Origin of the sequence: Pseudoalteromonas sp. S16_S37, assembly GCF_014694405.1 — a bacterium.
Taxonomy (GTDB): Bacteria; Pseudomonadota; Gammaproteobacteria; order Enterobacterales; family Alteromonadaceae; genus Pseudoalteromonas.
The window spans coordinates 56,942-72,929 of sequence record NZ_JAAUWV010000019.1; the positions used below are offsets into that span (position 1 = coordinate 56,942).

The 15,988-nt window shown below is 41.6% G+C and carries 16 protein-coding genes and 2 tRNA genes; 13 read left to right on the forward strand and 5 right to left on the reverse strand.

Features of this window, described 5'->3' with window-relative positions; all coding sequences use genetic code 11:
* Positions 1 to 8: 8 nt before the first annotated feature.
* Entirely contained in the window at positions 9 to 650 is a 642-nt protein-coding gene (locus HC733_RS10530) for a cytochrome b/b6 domain-containing protein (protein WP_190365004.1), read from the reverse strand.
* Positions 651 to 827: 177 nt separating this feature from the next.
* Positions 828 to 1,982: an iron-containing alcohol dehydrogenase gene (locus tag HC733_RS10535; RefSeq protein ID WP_190365005.1), complete on the reverse strand. Its 1,155-nt coding sequence runs from the start codon at positions 1,980 to 1,982 to the stop codon at positions 828 to 830.
* Between the two features lie 180 nt (positions 1,983 to 2,162).
* On the opposite strand from HC733_RS10535, the gene HC733_RS10540 reads away from it, so the two are divergent.
* A complete protein-coding gene (locus HC733_RS10540; protein WP_190365006.1) occupies positions 2,163 to 3,038 on the forward strand; it encodes a LysR family transcriptional regulator in 876 nt (291 codons plus the stop codon).
* A gap of 37 nt (positions 3,039 to 3,075) precedes the next feature.
* A complete protein-coding gene (locus tag HC733_RS10545) occupies positions 3,076 to 3,567 on the forward strand; it encodes a glutathione peroxidase (protein WP_190365007.1) in 492 nt (163 codons plus the stop codon).
* A gap of 34 nt (positions 3,568 to 3,601) precedes the next feature.
* Here the strand turns inward: HC733_RS10545 and HC733_RS10550 are convergent, their stop codons facing one another.
* The gene (locus tag HC733_RS10550) at positions 3,602 to 3,784 is read right to left on the reverse strand and encodes a PA3496 family putative envelope integrity protein (protein WP_070989517.1); all 183 of its coding nucleotides are present in this window, start codon (positions 3,782 to 3,784) and stop codon (positions 3,602 to 3,604) included.
* A gap of 314 nt (positions 3,785 to 4,098) precedes the next feature.
* Here HC733_RS10550 and HC733_RS10555 point away from each other — a divergent pair, with 314 nt between their 5' ends.
* Positions 4,099 to 4,896 (forward strand): YggN family protein, encoded by a 798-nt coding sequence (locus HC733_RS10555; protein WP_190365008.1) that lies wholly within the window; start codon positions 4,099 to 4,101, stop codon positions 4,894 to 4,896.
* Positions 4,897 to 4,959: 63 nt separating this feature from the next.
* Here HC733_RS10555 and HC733_RS10560 read toward each other — a convergent pair whose 3' ends face one another.
* Complete coding sequence (locus HC733_RS10560; protein ID WP_190365009.1) at positions 4,960 to 5,799, reverse strand: diacylglycerol/lipid kinase family protein; 840 nt, start codon at positions 5,797 to 5,799, stop codon at positions 4,960 to 4,962.
* A 289-nt stretch (positions 5,800 to 6,088) separates the two neighbouring features.
* Here HC733_RS10560 and HC733_RS10565 point away from each other — a divergent pair, with 289 nt between their 5' ends.
* The 6 genes from HC733_RS10565 to HC733_RS10590 all read left to right on the forward strand — a co-directional run bounded on the left by HC733_RS10565 (position 6,089) and on the right by HC733_RS10590 (position 12,058).
* Positions 6,089 to 6,232, forward strand: a complete 144-nt coding sequence (locus HC733_RS10565; RefSeq protein ID WP_171628053.1) for a hypothetical protein — start codon at positions 6,089 to 6,091, stop codon at positions 6,230 to 6,232.
* 192 nt (positions 6,233 to 6,424) lie between these two features.
* Positions 6,425 to 6,515 (forward strand) — tRNA-Ser (locus tag HC733_RS10570).
* 19 nt (positions 6,516 to 6,534) lie between these two features.
* Positions 6,535 to 6,627, forward strand: a tRNA-Ser gene (locus tag HC733_RS10575).
* A 251-nt stretch (positions 6,628 to 6,878) separates the two neighbouring features.
* Positions 6,879 to 9,584, forward strand: a complete 2,706-nt coding sequence (locus HC733_RS10580) for a CHASE domain-containing protein (protein ID WP_190365010.1) — start codon at positions 6,879 to 6,881, stop codon at positions 9,582 to 9,584.
* A 4-nt stretch (positions 9,585 to 9,588) separates the two neighbouring features.
* On the forward strand, positions 9,589 to 10,950 hold the full coding sequence (locus tag HC733_RS10585) for an alpha/beta hydrolase (protein WP_190365011.1): 1,362 nt from the start codon (positions 9,589 to 9,591) through the stop codon (positions 10,948 to 10,950).
* Positions 10,937 to 12,058, forward strand: coding sequence for a GNAT family N-acetyltransferase (locus HC733_RS10590; RefSeq protein WP_190365012.1), 1,122 nt, complete (start codon positions 10,937 to 10,939; stop codon positions 12,056 to 12,058). Before HC733_RS10585 ends, HC733_RS10590 begins: the two co-directional genes overlap by 14 nt.
* Here HC733_RS10590 and HC733_RS10595 read toward each other — a convergent pair.
* Entirely contained in the window at positions 12,038 to 12,625 is a 588-nt protein-coding gene (locus HC733_RS10595) for a DUF938 domain-containing protein (protein ID WP_190365013.1), read from the reverse strand. The genes HC733_RS10590 and HC733_RS10595 overlap by 21 nt on opposite strands.
* A 175-nt stretch (positions 12,626 to 12,800) precedes the next feature.
* On the opposite strand from HC733_RS10595, the gene HC733_RS10600 reads away from it, so the two are divergent.
* The 4 genes from HC733_RS10600 to HC733_RS10615 all read left to right on the forward strand — a co-directional run bounded on the left by HC733_RS10600 (position 12,801) and on the right by HC733_RS10615 (position 15,598).
* Positions 12,801 to 12,980, forward strand: a complete 180-nt coding sequence (locus HC733_RS10600) for a hypothetical protein (RefSeq protein ID WP_190365014.1) — start codon at positions 12,801 to 12,803, stop codon at positions 12,978 to 12,980.
* A 229-nt stretch (positions 12,981 to 13,209) separates the two neighbouring features.
* The gene (locus tag HC733_RS10605) at positions 13,210 to 14,589 is read left to right on the forward strand and encodes a class II fumarate hydratase (protein WP_190365015.1); all 1,380 of its coding nucleotides are present in this window, start codon (positions 13,210 to 13,212) and stop codon (positions 14,587 to 14,589) included.
* Between the two features lie 91 nt (positions 14,590 to 14,680).
* Positions 14,681 to 15,202, forward strand: a complete 522-nt coding sequence (locus tag HC733_RS10610; protein ID WP_190365016.1) for a hypothetical protein — start codon at positions 14,681 to 14,683, stop codon at positions 15,200 to 15,202.
* Positions 15,203 to 15,211: 9 nt separating this feature from the next.
* A complete protein-coding gene (locus HC733_RS10615; RefSeq protein ID WP_190365017.1) occupies positions 15,212 to 15,598 on the forward strand; it encodes a hypothetical protein in 387 nt (128 codons plus the stop codon).
* The last annotated feature ends 390 nt before the right edge of the window (positions 15,599 to 15,988 follow it).

Sequence of the window (15,988 nt, forward strand, 5' to 3'; positions counted from 1 at the left end):
TGCTGCTATCAGTTAATTAGTGCATTTAGCGGTTGCACCCCCCAAATGCTCATTATTAATACAGACAGTATAATAAAGATCAAATAAGCCCATTTGCCAGGTACCATCCTAGGCTTTTGCACAATATTATGTTCTTTACCCGTCAAAAGTGTTTTGGCTAAATTCTTTCCTTTTAAGCGGTAGGTAATTATTGCCAATAGATGTAAAGCTATTGCAAACAGCAATATTTCAAAATTTTCATGATGTAATTCAGAGGCTATTTCACTCCAAGCGCTCGGGACATAAGCAACTAACGGCCCCTCTACTAAAATATCATCCGTACTCATTAAACCACTCAGTAGTTGCACCACTATAAGCACAAAAAACAGTAGTACCATGTAGCTTCCAGCTGGATTGTGGCCAACATTTTGATCGCTATTGCGTATGGCTAATAATGCCGCTTTTGGAGAATGTATAAGAGAAGAAAGCTTAGCGGTGTCGCTACCAATAACGCCCCAAATTAGTCGAGTTAACATGAGCGCTAAAACAAGGTAACCAGTCACAAAATGCAAATCTAACCAACCCTCTTCTGCGCTCACATATAGAACAGCAATCCCGATAACCAAAAGCCAGTGAAAGCCACGGATGAATCCATCCCATACCTTTATCATTTATATTCTCCGCCATTATGCTTAATTTAATAACTATGATGCCAACCATATCAAATATCCCCTTGAAAGGCAGGCCAAAGGCGTTGGCTAAATTCAAATTTATACATAGAGGATGACGTTTTAAAATGGCGTGCTGCAATCCTTGGCGCAAACTTTGTTCACGCCAAGCAGTTACTCTCAAATACTACGTGTGAGGATCTGGCGGCTTTTCTCCAAGGTAACAGCCTGATGCTCCCCAAGCGCCGTCATGCCATGACGCTCAAGTTGTGCCACAATTTTATCAGCAACTTCTTCGCCCAACCCATAATCACTTAAACGTGTTGGCATTTTAACTCGGTGAAAAAACGTTTCTGTCTTTTCAATTGCTTGTGCAATTGCTTCTTCAGGATTAGTGATATCCAAAGCCAACACTCGCTGCGCATACTGGAGTATTTTCTCTCGCTTCGCTTCTTTTTGCTCTTCCATCATTCTTGGTAGCACAATAGCCAAAGTTTGCGCATGATCAAGCCCGTATACAGCAGTGAGCTCATGCCCAATCATATGCGTTCCCCAATCTTGAGGCACGCCAGCACCTATTAAGCCATTGAGCGCCATCGTCGCCGACCACATCACATTTGCGCGTACATCGTAAGACACATCTTTATCAAAAATTTTCGGGCCTTCCTCCATCAAAGTGAGCAATAATCCCTCGGCAAAGCGATCTTGCACCTTGGCATTAACAGGGTAAGTCAGATATTGCTCCATGGTGTGTACGAACGCATCAACCACACCATTGGCTAGCTGACGTTCAGGAAGCGTCTTCATCACATCAGGGTCTAGCACCGCAAATTTCGGCTGTACTAACGGCGTTGCAAATGGCAATTTGTCATTGGTTTCTTTATTCGATACCACACTAAAACTATTTGATTCAGACCCAGTAGCAGGTAACGTCAGAGCAACACCTAATGGCAATGCCGATTTTACCTCTGCACCTTTGGCAAGAATATCCCACGGTTCACCATCAAATAATGCGGCAGCAGCGATAAATTTACAGCCATCAATCACTGATCCCCCGCCCACAGCAAGGATATAGTCGTAACCATTTTGCTTGATCATCTCAACGGCCCGCATACAAGTTTGATAACTTGGATTGGGCTCAATTCCTGCAAACTCGCCCCAAGAGTGCATGTTTAACGCCTCACAAACTTGTTCATAAACGCTATTTTTTTTAATACTACCACCGCCATAAACAACCAGCACTTTAGCGCCTTGAGGAATGTTAGAAGTTAAACTGGATATCTGCCCTTGACCAAAGTGTATTTGAGTTGGGTTAACAAAGCTGAAATTTAGCATGCTGTGCTCCATAAATTTGCTAATAGCGATACGATGACAGGTTATTCCCTGCCCTTGAGATGGTTACTAGTCTAGTCAAACATACACGTAACAAACACACTCAAAACAAAAATAACTTTTGCTTCAGAGCAACAATAAAGCAATTATAATTAGATTATTGTGAACCAAGGTTTGAAACTTATGATTGTCTGGCAAGGCCTTGAGGTGTTTCTGGCGGTTGTGGAACAGGGGAGCTTTAGCAAAGCAGCCAATAAACTGGAAACCTCTACGTCGTATGTTAGTCGACAGATTCAACAATTAGAAAAGCGTTTAGGAACAACGCTTATTCAGCGCACCACGCGCACACAAAACTTAACCGATGCGGGTCGCCAGTATGCCAGCAAGCTTAAAGCAATTCAGCAAGAGCTAGTTGATGCAACGAACCTAGTACAAGGGGTGCAAAATACCCCTAAAGGGCAAATAAGGATTGCTGCTGCAGGCGAGTTTGTAGCTAATCAAGTAGCGCCTCAAATCGCAGATTTCCTAAAACTATATCCAGAAGTGAGTATAGAGATTGATTTTAATAACCGAAATGTTGATTTAGTTGAAGAGGGCTTTGACTTAGCAATCAGGTTTGGCTTACTGCAAGACTCAAATTTAATCGCCCGTAAATTGTGTGCTCGGCCCATGACCTGGGTCGTTAGTAAGGATTACCAAAGCATCCATGGTAGCATTCGCCATCCATACGAATTACACCAACATAACTGCCTATCGGCCACACAAGGGCGCTGGCGATTTATGATTTGCGAGCAGATTGAAGAAATCAAAGTATCGGGAAATTGGCGAAGCAACAACTCATTTGCGCTGATCAATGCTTGCCTTGCTGGGTTAGGAGTGGCGCATCTAGCTAAAGATATTGTTCAGCCGTATGTTGAGCAAGGAGAGTTAGAGTACATTTTGGCGCCTTTTCAGGTAAACGATGGTGCTACTTGGCTTGTTTATCCACGTAAAGATCTCATGCCCTATCGGGTGCGCTTGCTCATTGAGTTTTTAATCGAACGCTTTGCCGCGTCTTAATAGTTGATACACAGAATAACTCCAAAGGAGACGATTTATGTCAGAGTTTTACCAGTTCACCGCAAACACGCTTCAAGGGCAACCATTTGAATTTGAGAAGTTAAAAGATAAAGCCGTACTTATTGTTAACACGGCTAGCGAGTGCGGGTTCACACCACAATATGAAGGGCTTCAGGCACTACATGAAAAGTATCACAGTCAAGGGCTTGTTATAGTTGGCTTTCCATGCAATCAATTCGGAGGGCAAGAACCCGGTGATGCTAAACAGATCCAGCAAGGATGCCTTATCAATTACGGGGTAGATTTTCTGATGATGGAAAAGGTGGATGTCAACGGCAAGCATGCCCACGCGGTCTACAGCTTCCTTAAAAGAACCTTGCCGGGTATTTTTGGTCAGCGTATTAAATGGAATTTTACCAAATTTCTCATTGGCCGTAATGGTGTGCCTCTTAAGCGTTTTTCTCCAACCACTCGACCACACAAGCTCACTAAGTTCATTGAGCAGGCGCTAAATGATTACCAACAATAGCGCATTAAAAAGGAGGCCTAAGCCTCCTTTTTAACTAATCAAGATAATCTAAATCATCTTCACCTAAATTTTTGCGCAAGCGCTTTTGTTCAAGATAGTCATCGAGCTTTTTCTTTACCTTTCGCTTTTGCTTATCATGCTGATTACGACCGAGGTTCTCGTACTCGTCATCTACAAAATCATCGTCAAGCGCATCATAAGAAAATGTCTTACCCACAACCCACTCCAAATAAGTGTTAATAATAGTTACTAGGTGATACCAACTGCACTTTAGTGTGCTCTGCTCACCTAAGTGAGTATTTAGCTGGAAAAAACAAATCTGGAAAGTGAGAGTTTTTTATCGTTTTAATAAAAAATACTTATCACTGATTTAGTTTTAGTCAAACTAGCTAAATTGTGGTCAAAAAACTAAATATCACGATTAAAATGAAACGAAGCAAAAACAACAAACCCTTGATATTTAACATATTTATTTTTGGCATTAGATTTGAATAGTGATTGGTATATTAATCATCAGTAAGGGTTTATCTCATGAAAAAAATAGCATTGCTAGCGGCAATAACATTGAGTTCTGCATCTTTTGCACATACACAAGTTGATGGCTCACACTTACAATTTAGTTCTGATAAATGTGAGGTAGACTTTCAAAATGATGTACGCATCACGCCCGACGAGTTGTTGATAACGAACAGCGACAATAATAGTAAGCTGCGTATCACTGACACAGGTCTGGTATTCATCGATGGCACCTCCATTGCTTTAAACGCTGAGCAACAGCAAGCCGTTGCTAATTACGCTGATGAGCTTAGAGCCAAACTTCCACAAGTTGCGAATATCGCGCTTAATGGTATTAAAATAGCTGGAGTTGCTTTGGAAGAAGTCGCAAATGCATTTGAAATGAAAGAGTTTGGTTCTTTGAGCACATTACTCACCGATATCGAAAGCGAAGTCAGCGAGACCTTTTATCAGCAAGGCGCTTTTGTAATGGGCGAAAAAACGTTCAATGAGTTTGGTAACAATTTTGAGCAACAGTTTGAAGAACGGATAGAGAAAGCCGTTGAAGGCGCCATGATGGAATCTATCGGCAGTATTCTGATGGCAATCGGCTCTCAAATGGCCAGCTCAGGTGGTGATATGGCCGCATTCGAGCAACGCATGAAGAACATGGGCCAGCAAATTGAAGAGAAAGTGCAAATACAAGCCCAAAACATTGAGCAGCAGGCTAATGCGCTATGTGGACAATTCTCTGTAATTGCAAGAACAGAATCCGAACTACAACAGCAGATCCCAGCTTTTTCAGGTTACCAGCTATTTAACTTAAAGCAGTAAAACAATTATTCTATCTCCCTAATAGCCGAGTTATCTCGGCTATTTTTCTGTTCCAGCGAACGCCTATACTTTCAATATAATTGCTTTTGGAGACACACTTATTGTTGCTGGGGTTTGCCCAACTAATTCTCCGTCAGCTTCAATATCTAAATGAGGTGTCGCTATTTCAAACGTGTTGGCGCAACTCACAGACACATGGGCCACTTTTTGGTGCTGAGCAAATAGCATGGCTAAAAAAATTTTTATTCGATCACCATAAGATGAAGGTGATATTTTAATACAACTAAGGTAGCCATCCGTTGGATCGGCATTCGGTGCACACTTTATTCCTGCAGCAAAATATGGTCCGTTGGCAAACAACAGCATCATCACTTTTTGCTCAATCGTTGAGTCTGTTGCCTGCAACCGTATGCCAGGATAAGAAAACAGCGCTCTTAATGCGGCCCACAGATAACTCAGTTTATGTCTCTTTGTTGCACGATTAACCGACTGTACAACATGCGCACTGTAACCTAACCCCATCACATTGATAAAGTAACGTTGATTAACGCACCCAGCGTCAATCAAGCACTTATTTGGTGAAAAAACACTGTCTCGCCACTGCTGAGTCGTTCGCTTAAATTGGCGCGCAAAATCATTACCCGTTCCTGAGGGCAATATTGCCAGCTCACAATTGGACCCTATCAACGCATTGACCGCCAAATTAACAGTGCCATCACCACCGATGACGACAAGTAAGTGATGCGTCGCCACGAGTGTGTGCAATTTGTTGAGATCTTCATGATAGTTACCACTTGTATAAAACCAACGGCACGCAAGTTTTTTATCTTCGATTTGCTTATTCAACCATAGGATATGCGCTTGTTTACACTTTGCACAACTAGGTTTAACGACCACCAGCATAAAACCCCAATAAAAATAAAATTAACTTACCCGAATAAGTATTCAAAAAAGCATCCTGCAAGGCAAACACAAGAACAATAAAGCACTAATTAATAAAAAAATAAAACAAAGCGACTCGCTATCACACCTGCATAAACTTACAAAAACAAAGAAACAAGAAACATGATTTTAATAAATAAACATTAGTTTTTTCTATCCGAAAAAGGTAATTTTTATCGTTTTATTTTTATTCAATATGAGCGCAAAATAGCCTTGTTTTCAAATCAACTTACTTAAAGCAGGAGTCAACATGCTTAATTCAGCTGCTGCGTGCAGCAACACGCAAGCCAACACCGTAACTATCGAACCAGCAAAGGCAACTTTTGACTGGATGTCATTCCTAAACCGATTCGGTAAATTGCTAGCGTTAAGCCATGTAACGCTTTATAAGTAAAAACTTATATTTAAAGTGCTGTACCTCCCAACCGCAGCACTTTAATTTTTTTCTCGCACGCAGTACAAATACCTCAATTTACTTCATTTTTAATCAATGATTAATTAATTCCACAATTTTAGTTTAAATTTTAGGCAAACGGTTTAAAAACGGTTTACAGCAGCAAATTCACTAAGTATTATCTTTGCCCATGGAGAGATGGCTGAGTGGTTGAAAGCACCGGTCTTGAAAACCGGCATACGTTAATAGCGTATCTAGGGTTCAAATCCCTATCTCTCCGCCATATTTTATAGTTTTGCGTCGGAGAGGTGGCCGAGTGGCTGAAGGCGCTCCCCTGCTAAGGGAGTATAGGGTTTGTAGCCCTATCGAGGGTTCGAATCCCTCCTTCTCCGCCATTGCTTTTGAAAAACCGCTTTTAAAGCGGTTTTTTTATGCCCAATACTTTACATCTCAATATCTTTTATCTTTGCTGACATACGTCGCTTTACTTCTTTTAATAAATAATCCACATTAGCTCATAAAGTTACACTATTGATGCGCAGTTTATTGATAAAGCTGTGGATGATGGACGAGGTTGATTACTATTATTCATTCTTCACCAACTATACTTAGCAACTGCATCTCCAAATCAACATAACTATTATTTATGAACTTTAAGCAAAAATGGCATTCACAACTCGGTTATCTAATATTTTCCCTGAGCTATTTTGTCTTAGGAAAACTGCTAACTGTATTTGCTTTTCAAGATCAAGTATTACCTATCTGGCTACCTGCAGGCGTTGGCTTAGTCGGTGTGTTTATATGGGGTTGGCGATTTGTTCCAGGATTAGCTGCAGCTTCTGCAATGTTTAACTGGACAACAGCACATGGCTGGAGCCTAAGTGCGTTATCTGTTCCAAATGTAATTGAAGTTGGCATGATAGCAAGCGGTGCGATACTGCAGGCCTTACTTGGAGGTTACTTACTCAGAGCCTGGCTTGGCCATCCACTGCACTTACAAAGCCGCTTACATATTGCCTACTTTATTGGCCTCGTTGGGGTCGTTGTTAACTTGGTATCTGCCAACATTGGAGTATTTGCTCTGAGTTTTTATCATCCAGAGTACAGTTTCGCTAACCATTGGAATAATATGCTTGCTTGGTGGCTTGGAGACTCCTTAGGTGTTTTAATTGCAACGCCCGCATTACTTATCGCTCTTCAGCCTTGGCTGGCAAACCCTCGACCTCTTAATAACGTAGCAAGCACATTCGCAGCATGTATCGTATTGTGTATGTCCGTTGCACTAACCACATTTTTGTACAATCAAAGCAACATGAAAAGCGCCAATATGAATGCACAACGCGAAGTGCAAATTATCGAAAATATTGTTTATCGCTACGTAAATCAGAGCATGCTGGCTATTTTAGCATTGGCAAATCAGTTGCAAGCTCGTGAGCATTTTTCGCAACAAGAATTCGAACAAATGGCCAACAGCCTTAGGAATCAATACACTTTTTTGCGTGCTTTATCTTGGAATGAACGTATTGATGCAACACAGCGTACACAACTCAACACCCAATTAGCTGAACTTTACGGTGACAACGTCAAAATCCAAGGAGAGCCGATACTAACAACAGATCCACTTGTCGTTGTTAAATATATCACTCCCCTCAATGGCAATACCGGTGCGCTTGGTTTCAATGTCTATTCTAAAGAGAGTCGCAAGCAGGCTATAGTTAAAGCAAGTAACGCCACAGAGCCTCAAGCAAGTGATATTATTTATCTGGTTCAAGATAGCCGCCCCTCTCCTGCTTATTTGTTATTTTCACCCGTTTTCAAAGCTAATTCTTCCACCTCACAATACACTATAAGAGGATATGCAACGGCAGTTGTACAAGTCGAAACACTACTTGCAGAAGCGTTGAAACAAGCGCAAGCCCAACTGTTTAACATCGCCTTTTACGATACCAGTAACAATGATGTTTTTTACAAGAATTTTGGCCCAGATCAGCTCATCAATGAGCAAAGCAAAAAAATAATTACGTTATTTGTAGCAGGACAAAAGTGGCGTATGGAATTGTCCGTTAAAGATGAATATGCGTCACGGCTTAATCAAAAGCTCACTCTGATGTTGTTGATCTTGCAGCTCAGTATCACCGGCTTAATCATATACATACTATTACTGTTCAATTACCAGCACCATGCATTAAACGTACTAGTCGAACAACGTACTCGCTCTTTAGCCAAAGCTAAAGCCCAATCTGATCGCGCCAATCAAGCTAAAAGTAGGTTTTTGGCCAATATGAGTCACGAAATTCGTACCCCACTCAATGCGGTAATTGGATTTGCTTCGCTTGCCAGTGCTACACACAATCACGTAGAGCTTAGAGACTACATAAAAAAAATCGGCTCTGCATCTAAGACCTTGCTAAACCTCATTAACGACATCCTTGATATCGCGAAAATTGAGTCGAACCGCCTGCAAATAGACAATCACCCTTTTGACTTACAAGAGTTATTTACCCGCATAGATGCCATGTTTTCATCCAGTGCCCAACAAAAAGGCATTGCTTGGCAAGTTGTTCATAACTTGCCAGGGCCGACTTGGGTGCTCGGCGATGAAATGCGTATTGAACAAGTGCTGATTAACCTATGTAGCAATGCCGTCAAATTCACACAGCGAGGTAGTGTTGTGTTAGATATCGAGGCCGAGTACGGCACAAAACAGGTGAACTTGACGTTCAATGTTATCGATACGGGTATTGGCATCGAAGCTGATAAACAACTTACGATTTTCAACGCTTTTAGTCAGGCAGACAATTCAACCTCAAGAAAGTATGGCGGTACAGGCCTTGGTTTGGCTATTGCCAAAGAACTTGCAGAGCTGATGGGCGGACAACTCAGCCTCAAAAGTGAAGTCGGTCAGGGAAGTACATTCACACTAGCGATTAAACTGCAGAACTCAAGCGCTCAAAGCAAGCAGTTGGAGCATGTAGATATATCGCAAATCCATTGTTTACGTGTACTTGTGGCAGAAGATAACCCCGTTAATCAAGTAGTGATCAAAGCTATGTTAAGTTCCTTTGATATCCAACATACGGTTGTCTCTAATGGCCAAGAAGCCGTTGAAGCTGTAAAAAATGAGCAATTTGATATCGTGCTTATGGATTGCCAAATGCCAATTATGGACGGTTATCAGGCTACGGCTGCGATCCGTCAATTTAAAGATGCAGATGAGTTGCCAATCATAGCATTAACGGCTGATGTGATGCCGCAAGACAAAGCGCACGCTATTGCTATCGGGTTTAATAGACATCTTGCAAAACCTTTAGAGCGAGATAAGCTAGCTATATGTTTGGCAAACTACTGTTAATACAATGAAATTATTTTTTCCTTTATTGCTCTTATGTGCCAGTATCAAGGTGTTAGCCAATCAGGCATTGGTACACCAAGACGCGCATGAAACAAACTGTTTAGACATCGCACAAGATTGGCAAAACCTAGCTCAAGCTCAAGCTCAAACACAAGGAGCTTACCGCTTCGCCAACGAACAAGGGCCGCTCACTTATCCCATTGAGCAAAATGAACTATTTAGCGTGTATATTGCAAAGACTAAAGCAATTATCAACAGCCGCAACATTCGCGCTCAGCAGCCCTGCCCAATTTTAACGCCCGTCGCAAAGGCACAGGGTTACACCACAGAGCAACTCACTGTATCGGATCTCATTGCGCCTTTTGAGCTAAGACAACCTAACCATGAACGAGCTATCTTGCTTATCCATGGTCTTACTGACTCACCGTTTACATTTCACTACCTCGGTGCAGTATTTCATCAACAAGGCTACAATGTTCGCGCTATGCTGCTGCCCGGTCATGCTACTGCCCCTAGCGATTTAAACTTGGTTGACTTAAACCATTGGCAAAATACCATCGACTATGCCATAACACGCACCGCCAAAGACTTTGAGCAATTTGCCATTATGGGTTACTCAACAGGCGCCGCCTTAGCGATTGCTCGTGTTGCCAAGTCTCCTCCTGAAAACCTGAGCGCCATGGCGTTAATATCGCCAGCGAGCGAACCACATAATAAACACGGCTGGTTAGCAAAATGGATTGCACGAGTTCCCTTTGTCGAGTGGATTGATGAAGATGCTGACTTTGACTTTGCTAAGTATGAATCCTTTTCTTGGCGGGCTGCAGCTTTAGCCGATGAAGCAATGAACTTGCTTGAGCATGTTTATCTACCTAAGGAACTGCCCCTATTTAGCGCTTTCAGTGAGGTTGATAGTACCATTGATAGCACCGCGAACTTGGCAATGCTAAACAGATTTGCTAAGGATACCCACCAGCTTGATAACCATATCCTCTACTACTTTGGCAACCCTCAAACAGCAATCGTTCAGCTGCCTGATGGCTATAAAATACTACAACCTGCTTGCACGCATGCTGTCTGTGATAAAGTGATAGATATGTCACATGTTGGTATTTTGCAACCACCATCGCATCCATACTATGGTTATAAAGGGATATATCGTAGTTGTGGCGGTTACCTAAGCGACTTAACTAAATATTTAGAGTGTAAACAACATTCGGCACCACTACTTGGTGAGCGCACAAAGAGCAATATGAGTCATGCAGTCCCCTTGCAACGCTTAACATTTAACCCTGCCTACGATGATTTTACATATCGCCTAAGTAACTTTTTAAACGATGCAATGCCGCCCCATGTACAACCATAAGTTTGTAACCTCGATTGATGAAGTATCCCCACTCGACTGGCAATCACTTTGCACAAATAACCTGTTTTGTAGCTACCCGTGGCTGAGCGCACTTGAGCAAAGTGGTTGTGTTAGCAGCAAAACAGGCTGGCAACCACACCATTTACTGATATATCAAGATACCCTTTTGGTCGCTATTTTACCCGGGTATCTAAAAAGCCACTCATATGGCGAATATGTATTTGACTGGACTTGGGCAGAAGCATATCAACGCCATGGGCTCGAGTATTACCCCAAATGGCTATGCGGTGTGCCTTTCACTCCCGTGACGGGCCAACGTATCTTGTGTAAAAAACCAACCCCATCACTTTGCGACTATATTTTTAAAACTTTAAAACGTTGCTGCGCGCAAGCATGTTGGTCAGGGGCACATATTAATTTTCTCACCGAGCAGCTCTCGCCCAGCAATGACTTTGTACGGCGCGATGGCGTGCAATTTCATTGGCACAACAATCACTATAAAGATTTTGTTGATTTTTTAAGTGCACTGACCTCACGGCGACGAAAAATGATTAAAAAAGAACGCCAACAGGCTCTTAAGTATGGGCTCAGTATTCGTTGGCTAAGCGCTGATGAAATTGATGACACAGTGTTAGCGCAATTCTACCAATGCTATCAAAACACCTACATTAAACGCTCAGGTCATCAAGGCTATCTAAACTTTACGTTTTTCCAGCTAGTACTTCGCACACTACCGCAGTCGGTGCGATTGTGTGTAGCATTTGATGAACGTCAACTTGTTGCCGCCAGTTTATACCTGAGTGACAAGCACACCTTATATGGCCGATATTGGGGAGCACTTGAAGACTATCAAGCGCTGCATTTTGAGCTTTGTTATTACCAAGGCATTGAGTATGCAATCAAACATCAGCTATACAAATTCGATGCAGGGGCACAGGGTGAACATAAGTTAACTCGAGGCTTTGAGCCCGTCACAACTTATTCGTTGCATCATATTGCCAATCCGATGTTTAGCGAAGCAATCAGCGATTTCATTCAACGGGAACGCAGACATATAGCGCAATATAAAGAACAATGCGCCTTGGTATTACCGTTTAAACAGCAATAGACGATTGTTGGCTGGCATGGCTTTATCTGCTAATAAACTTAGCCCCGCTTGTTGTGCTAGCGAGTCAATCCATTCAAAGTCGCGTATACCACTGAGCGGATCATTGGTTTTTAAAAACGCATCAAATTGCGCATTACTATCACTTGTGAATTGACCACGATAATTAAATGGGCCATAAACGCACAATAATCCCTCTTTTTCCAAGTGCGCTTGAACCCCTTGAAAAAACTTTTTCACCAACTCCTTACTCACAATATGTAGAGTATTGGCGGTGTAGATTACTGGCACTTGTGCCACAGGCCATGGGTTGTTTAAATCTAAGATCACAGGCTCTAGTACATTGTCTGCCTTGCTATCTGCAATCCAACTTTTAATCCCAGCATGGTTTTGTTCGCGATCACTCGTTTGCCAAATTAAATGAGGCAATTGTTCAGCGAAATACCCCGCATGCTGCCCCGTACCCGAACCAATTTCGAGCACTCGTTGATATTGAGTCAGGTAAGGTTTGATTACAGACAAGATAGGCATTTTGTTATTTTCACATGCTTGCGAGAAAGGCTTGTTCACTTTTACTCCTTGCACTTATTTTGATCATTTCTGCTCGATGTTGAAGCATTCTCAAAGATGAATAGCACAAAATATTAATTAAAAATAATTAGCGCCTTGTATTTATTAGATTTCTTCATGATGGCACAACTTCTGCTATATTTATCATGACATACAACCACACGAGGACCTAACAATGTTTATTTCTACAATCACCCACATGCCAATTTGTGAAACCGGTCTGATTGAAGAGCATGATGATAACTTATTTGTGCAAAGTGATGATTATCGAAAAGAAGTACAAGATATTTTAACTCCCAGTGAACAAGAAGATGTGCCAAAAACAGCTCAAATATTCATACTTGGATATAACTAATGGCGCGAGTGATTTTCACTAAGTCTTATCCCACTTAGTGGCTAACTATGTAATTTTGTTATTTGCATAGTTAGCACAACCTCCTTGATTCTCTTTAAACACTTCTAAATTAACAAAGCTGCTCCGCCATTAGAAGAATTCATAAAGTTTAGCTATACAGATCATAAACAATATAGCGCCACGTGTTATCTTTGAACGCACAAAAGGCTATTTAGCTAAGGAGCAATTCATGTCGACAACACGTATAGAAAAAGACAGTATGGGGACACTTGAAGTCCCAGTAAACGCCTTATACAAAGCGCAAACTCAGCGTGCCATCAATAACTTTCCCATCAGTGGATTAACATTACCTGCGCCATTCATACGCGCGCTTGGTTATATTAAACAAGCTGCAGCACAAACCAATGTGCACCTTAAACACCTGCCAACTGATAAAGCAAAGGCGATAATTGATGCGTCCCAGCATATTATCGATGGAGAGTTCATCGAGCAGTTCCCAGTAGACGTATTTCAAACAGGTTCTGGTACCAGCACCAATATGAATGCCAATGAAGTTATCGCCACTTTAGCTAGCAACAAAAGTGGACTATCAATTCATCCAAATGATGATGTGAATATGGGACAAAGTTCCAATGATGTTATACCGACAGCGATTCATGTTAGTTGCGTCATTGAGGTAAATAATCAGTTATTACCGGCTTTGCAGCATTTATCCCAAGCAATTAGGAAAAAAAATGATTCAGTGGGCAAGTTTGTAAAAACTGGCCGAACACATTTAATGGATGCCATGCCGGTGAGTTTTTCGCAAACGTTGAGTGGCTGGCAAGCTCAGATAGACCATGCCTATGCACATATTAAAGCTCAACTACAGAGCCTAAGCGCATTGGCGCAAGGGGGAACAGCAGTCGGTACAGGGATAAATGCAGACTCAGCATTTGCAAAGTTATTTAATGAGAATTTGAGCAAAAATGTCGGGATCTCATTTACACCGTCAGACAATTTCTTTTTCAGTATTGGCAGCCAAGATAGCGTTGTTAGCTTATCAGGCTCTTTAAAGACCCTTGCAGTGGCAATTATGAAGATATCGAATGATTTGCGCTGGATGAACTCTGGCCCTTTAGCGGGGCTATCTGAGATAGAACTTGAAGCACTGCAACCTGGTTCTTCAATTATGCCAGGTAAAGTAAACCCCGTTATTCCAGAAGCCGCCGCCATGGCATGTGCCCAAGTGATAGGAAATGATGCAACCATTACTGTGGCAGGCCAGTCAGGAAACTTTGAACTGAATGTAATGCTGCCTGTTATTGCATATAATATTTTAGAAAGCATCAAGCTACTCTCAAATATTAGCAATCTACTCGCCGATAAAGCTATTTCAACGTTTAAAGTGAATGAACCAAATTTACAGGCTGCATTATCTAAAAATCCTATTCTTGTTACCGCACTCAACCCAATCATTGGCTATGAAGCTGCCGCAAAAATTGCCAAACTCGCTTACCAACAAAATAGACCGATTATTGACGTGGCAAAAGAACATACAACACTAAGCGAAGACGAGTTGTGTGAGCTATTAAATCCACAAAAGCTTACTCAAGGTGGCTTATCATAGACTACCTTGGTAGAGATTTTAATACTCAAAGGGTTAACACTTGTAACATTGTGACTTAAAGGGCAAACTAATTAAAAAGAAAGGAGTAGCCATGTTCAAATTATCTCAGGCACTAATGCTGACTCTGTGCTTAGCAAGTTGCAACCAAGTTAATTCGCAAAGCAAAGAGCTGGCTGAGCCAAATAATATCAGCAGCAAAGCCCAACCAGTTGCGGCAGCGCCAGTACAAAAAGAACAACATAAAGCGGATATTTCACCTGCAAAGCCATCACAACCTATACTGAGCGATGTTTCACTACAGGATATAGAGCAATTGCACAGCCAACTAAAAACACTCACCCAAGATCTGAGTTGCGACAGCACAATGCAATGCCAAGTTGAGGCCGTTGGTAGTCGAGCCTGTGGTGGACCTAGTAGCTATTTAGTGTACTCAAGTAAATCAGCTAACCCAGATACAATCAAACAGTTGGCCAGCAAAATTACGCATTACGAAAGTACTTATAATGCTAAAAATCAGATGATGAGTATTTGTCAGCACCTCACCAAACCAAGTACACAATGTGTTGAAAATAAATGTGTTAAACTAACCAATACGTCTCAAGAAACCTTCTAAAGAGCAATTATGAAACAGCAATTGTCTTTCATTTTAATCGTTCTATTTGGATCACTACTTAGTGGTTGTCATATCACTTGGACAACCACACCCAGTACGGTCACAAAATCCAACTATGAGATTCTTGATGACCTAATCGCTGATAAAACATGTGATGCTAGCTACCAGTGTAAGGTACTTGCTGTTGGGAAACGCCCTTCATGTGAGGGTCCAAGCCAATATCTCATTTACTCGACAAAACAAGTTAATGACCGCAAACTCAACGAAATTGCAAACAAAATAACTGAACAAGAAAGATCCAATGACGATAAAACGTCACTGCAGGAAACATGCAAACCGGTGCTGCCGATAACGCCATTGTGCATAAGGCAACAGTGCCAAACCTACAGACCTTAGACTACCCAATAAAAAACCAGCGTCCTATAACAGAAATAACGACCACCAATAGGGCGCATCCTCCTGCATACCATATGAACTTAATTTCAATACGTCGTTTAACCCAATAAAAGTATAAAAAGCGCAAAAAGTAGCTGGCTGACGTGCCGAACAGAGCAAAAATAACGAGCAAATAAACTAAGTAAAGTGACACAGCTACCCTTCTTTGATTGGCCTGAATTTAATAGTAACGATAATCACAGAATATTGCACATGGTTCATCAAACCATTTCGTGAGCTTACGGCAAGTTAGCGTAACTCACCATCAAAAATATGCTTGAGTCCAGAATTTAGTCTATGCGTTGTGATTTATAGTTCCAAGGCAAGTAAAGTTCTGGGTTTAATCGCAAT

Excerpts from the sequence above, each read along its gene's own strand:
- HC733_RS10530 (WP_190365004.1), bottom strand. The coding sequence starts at position 650 with ATGATAAAGGTATGGGATGGATTCATCCGTGGCTTTCACTGGCTTTTG.
- HC733_RS10535 (WP_190365005.1), bottom strand. The coding sequence starts at position 1,982 with ATGCTAAATTTCAGCTTTGTTAACCCAACTCAAATACACTTTGGTCAA.
- HC733_RS10540 (WP_190365006.1), top strand. The coding sequence starts at position 2,163 with ATGATTGTCTGGCAAGGCCTTGAGGTGTTTCTGGCGGTTGTGGAACAG.
- HC733_RS10545 (WP_190365007.1), top strand. The coding sequence starts at position 3,076 with ATGTCAGAGTTTTACCAGTTCACCGCAAACACGCTTCAAGGGCAACCA.
- HC733_RS10555 (WP_190365008.1), top strand. The coding sequence starts at position 4,099 with ATGAAAAAAATAGCATTGCTAGCGGCAATAACATTGAGTTCTGCATCT.
- HC733_RS10560 (WP_190365009.1), bottom strand. The coding sequence starts at position 5,799 with ATGCTGGTGGTCGTTAAACCTAGTTGTGCAAAGTGTAAACAAGCGCAT.
- HC733_RS10565 (WP_171628053.1), top strand. The coding sequence starts at position 6,089 with ATGCTTAATTCAGCTGCTGCGTGCAGCAACACGCAAGCCAACACCGTA.
- HC733_RS10580 (WP_190365010.1), top strand. The coding sequence starts at position 6,879 with ATGAACTTTAAGCAAAAATGGCATTCACAACTCGGTTATCTAATATTT.
- HC733_RS10585 (WP_190365011.1), top strand. The coding sequence starts at position 9,589 with ATGAAATTATTTTTTCCTTTATTGCTCTTATGTGCCAGTATCAAGGTG.
- HC733_RS10590 (WP_190365012.1), top strand. The coding sequence starts at position 10,937 with ATGTACAACCATAAGTTTGTAACCTCGATTGATGAAGTATCCCCACTC.
- HC733_RS10600 (WP_190365014.1), top strand. The coding sequence starts at position 12,801 with ATGTTTATTTCTACAATCACCCACATGCCAATTTGTGAAACCGGTCTG.
- HC733_RS10605 (WP_190365015.1), top strand. The coding sequence starts at position 13,210 with ATGTCGACAACACGTATAGAAAAAGACAGTATGGGGACACTTGAAGTC.
- HC733_RS10610 (WP_190365016.1), top strand. The coding sequence starts at position 14,681 with ATGTTCAAATTATCTCAGGCACTAATGCTGACTCTGTGCTTAGCAAGT.
- HC733_RS10615 (WP_190365017.1), top strand. The coding sequence starts at position 15,212 with ATGAAACAGCAATTGTCTTTCATTTTAATCGTTCTATTTGGATCACTA.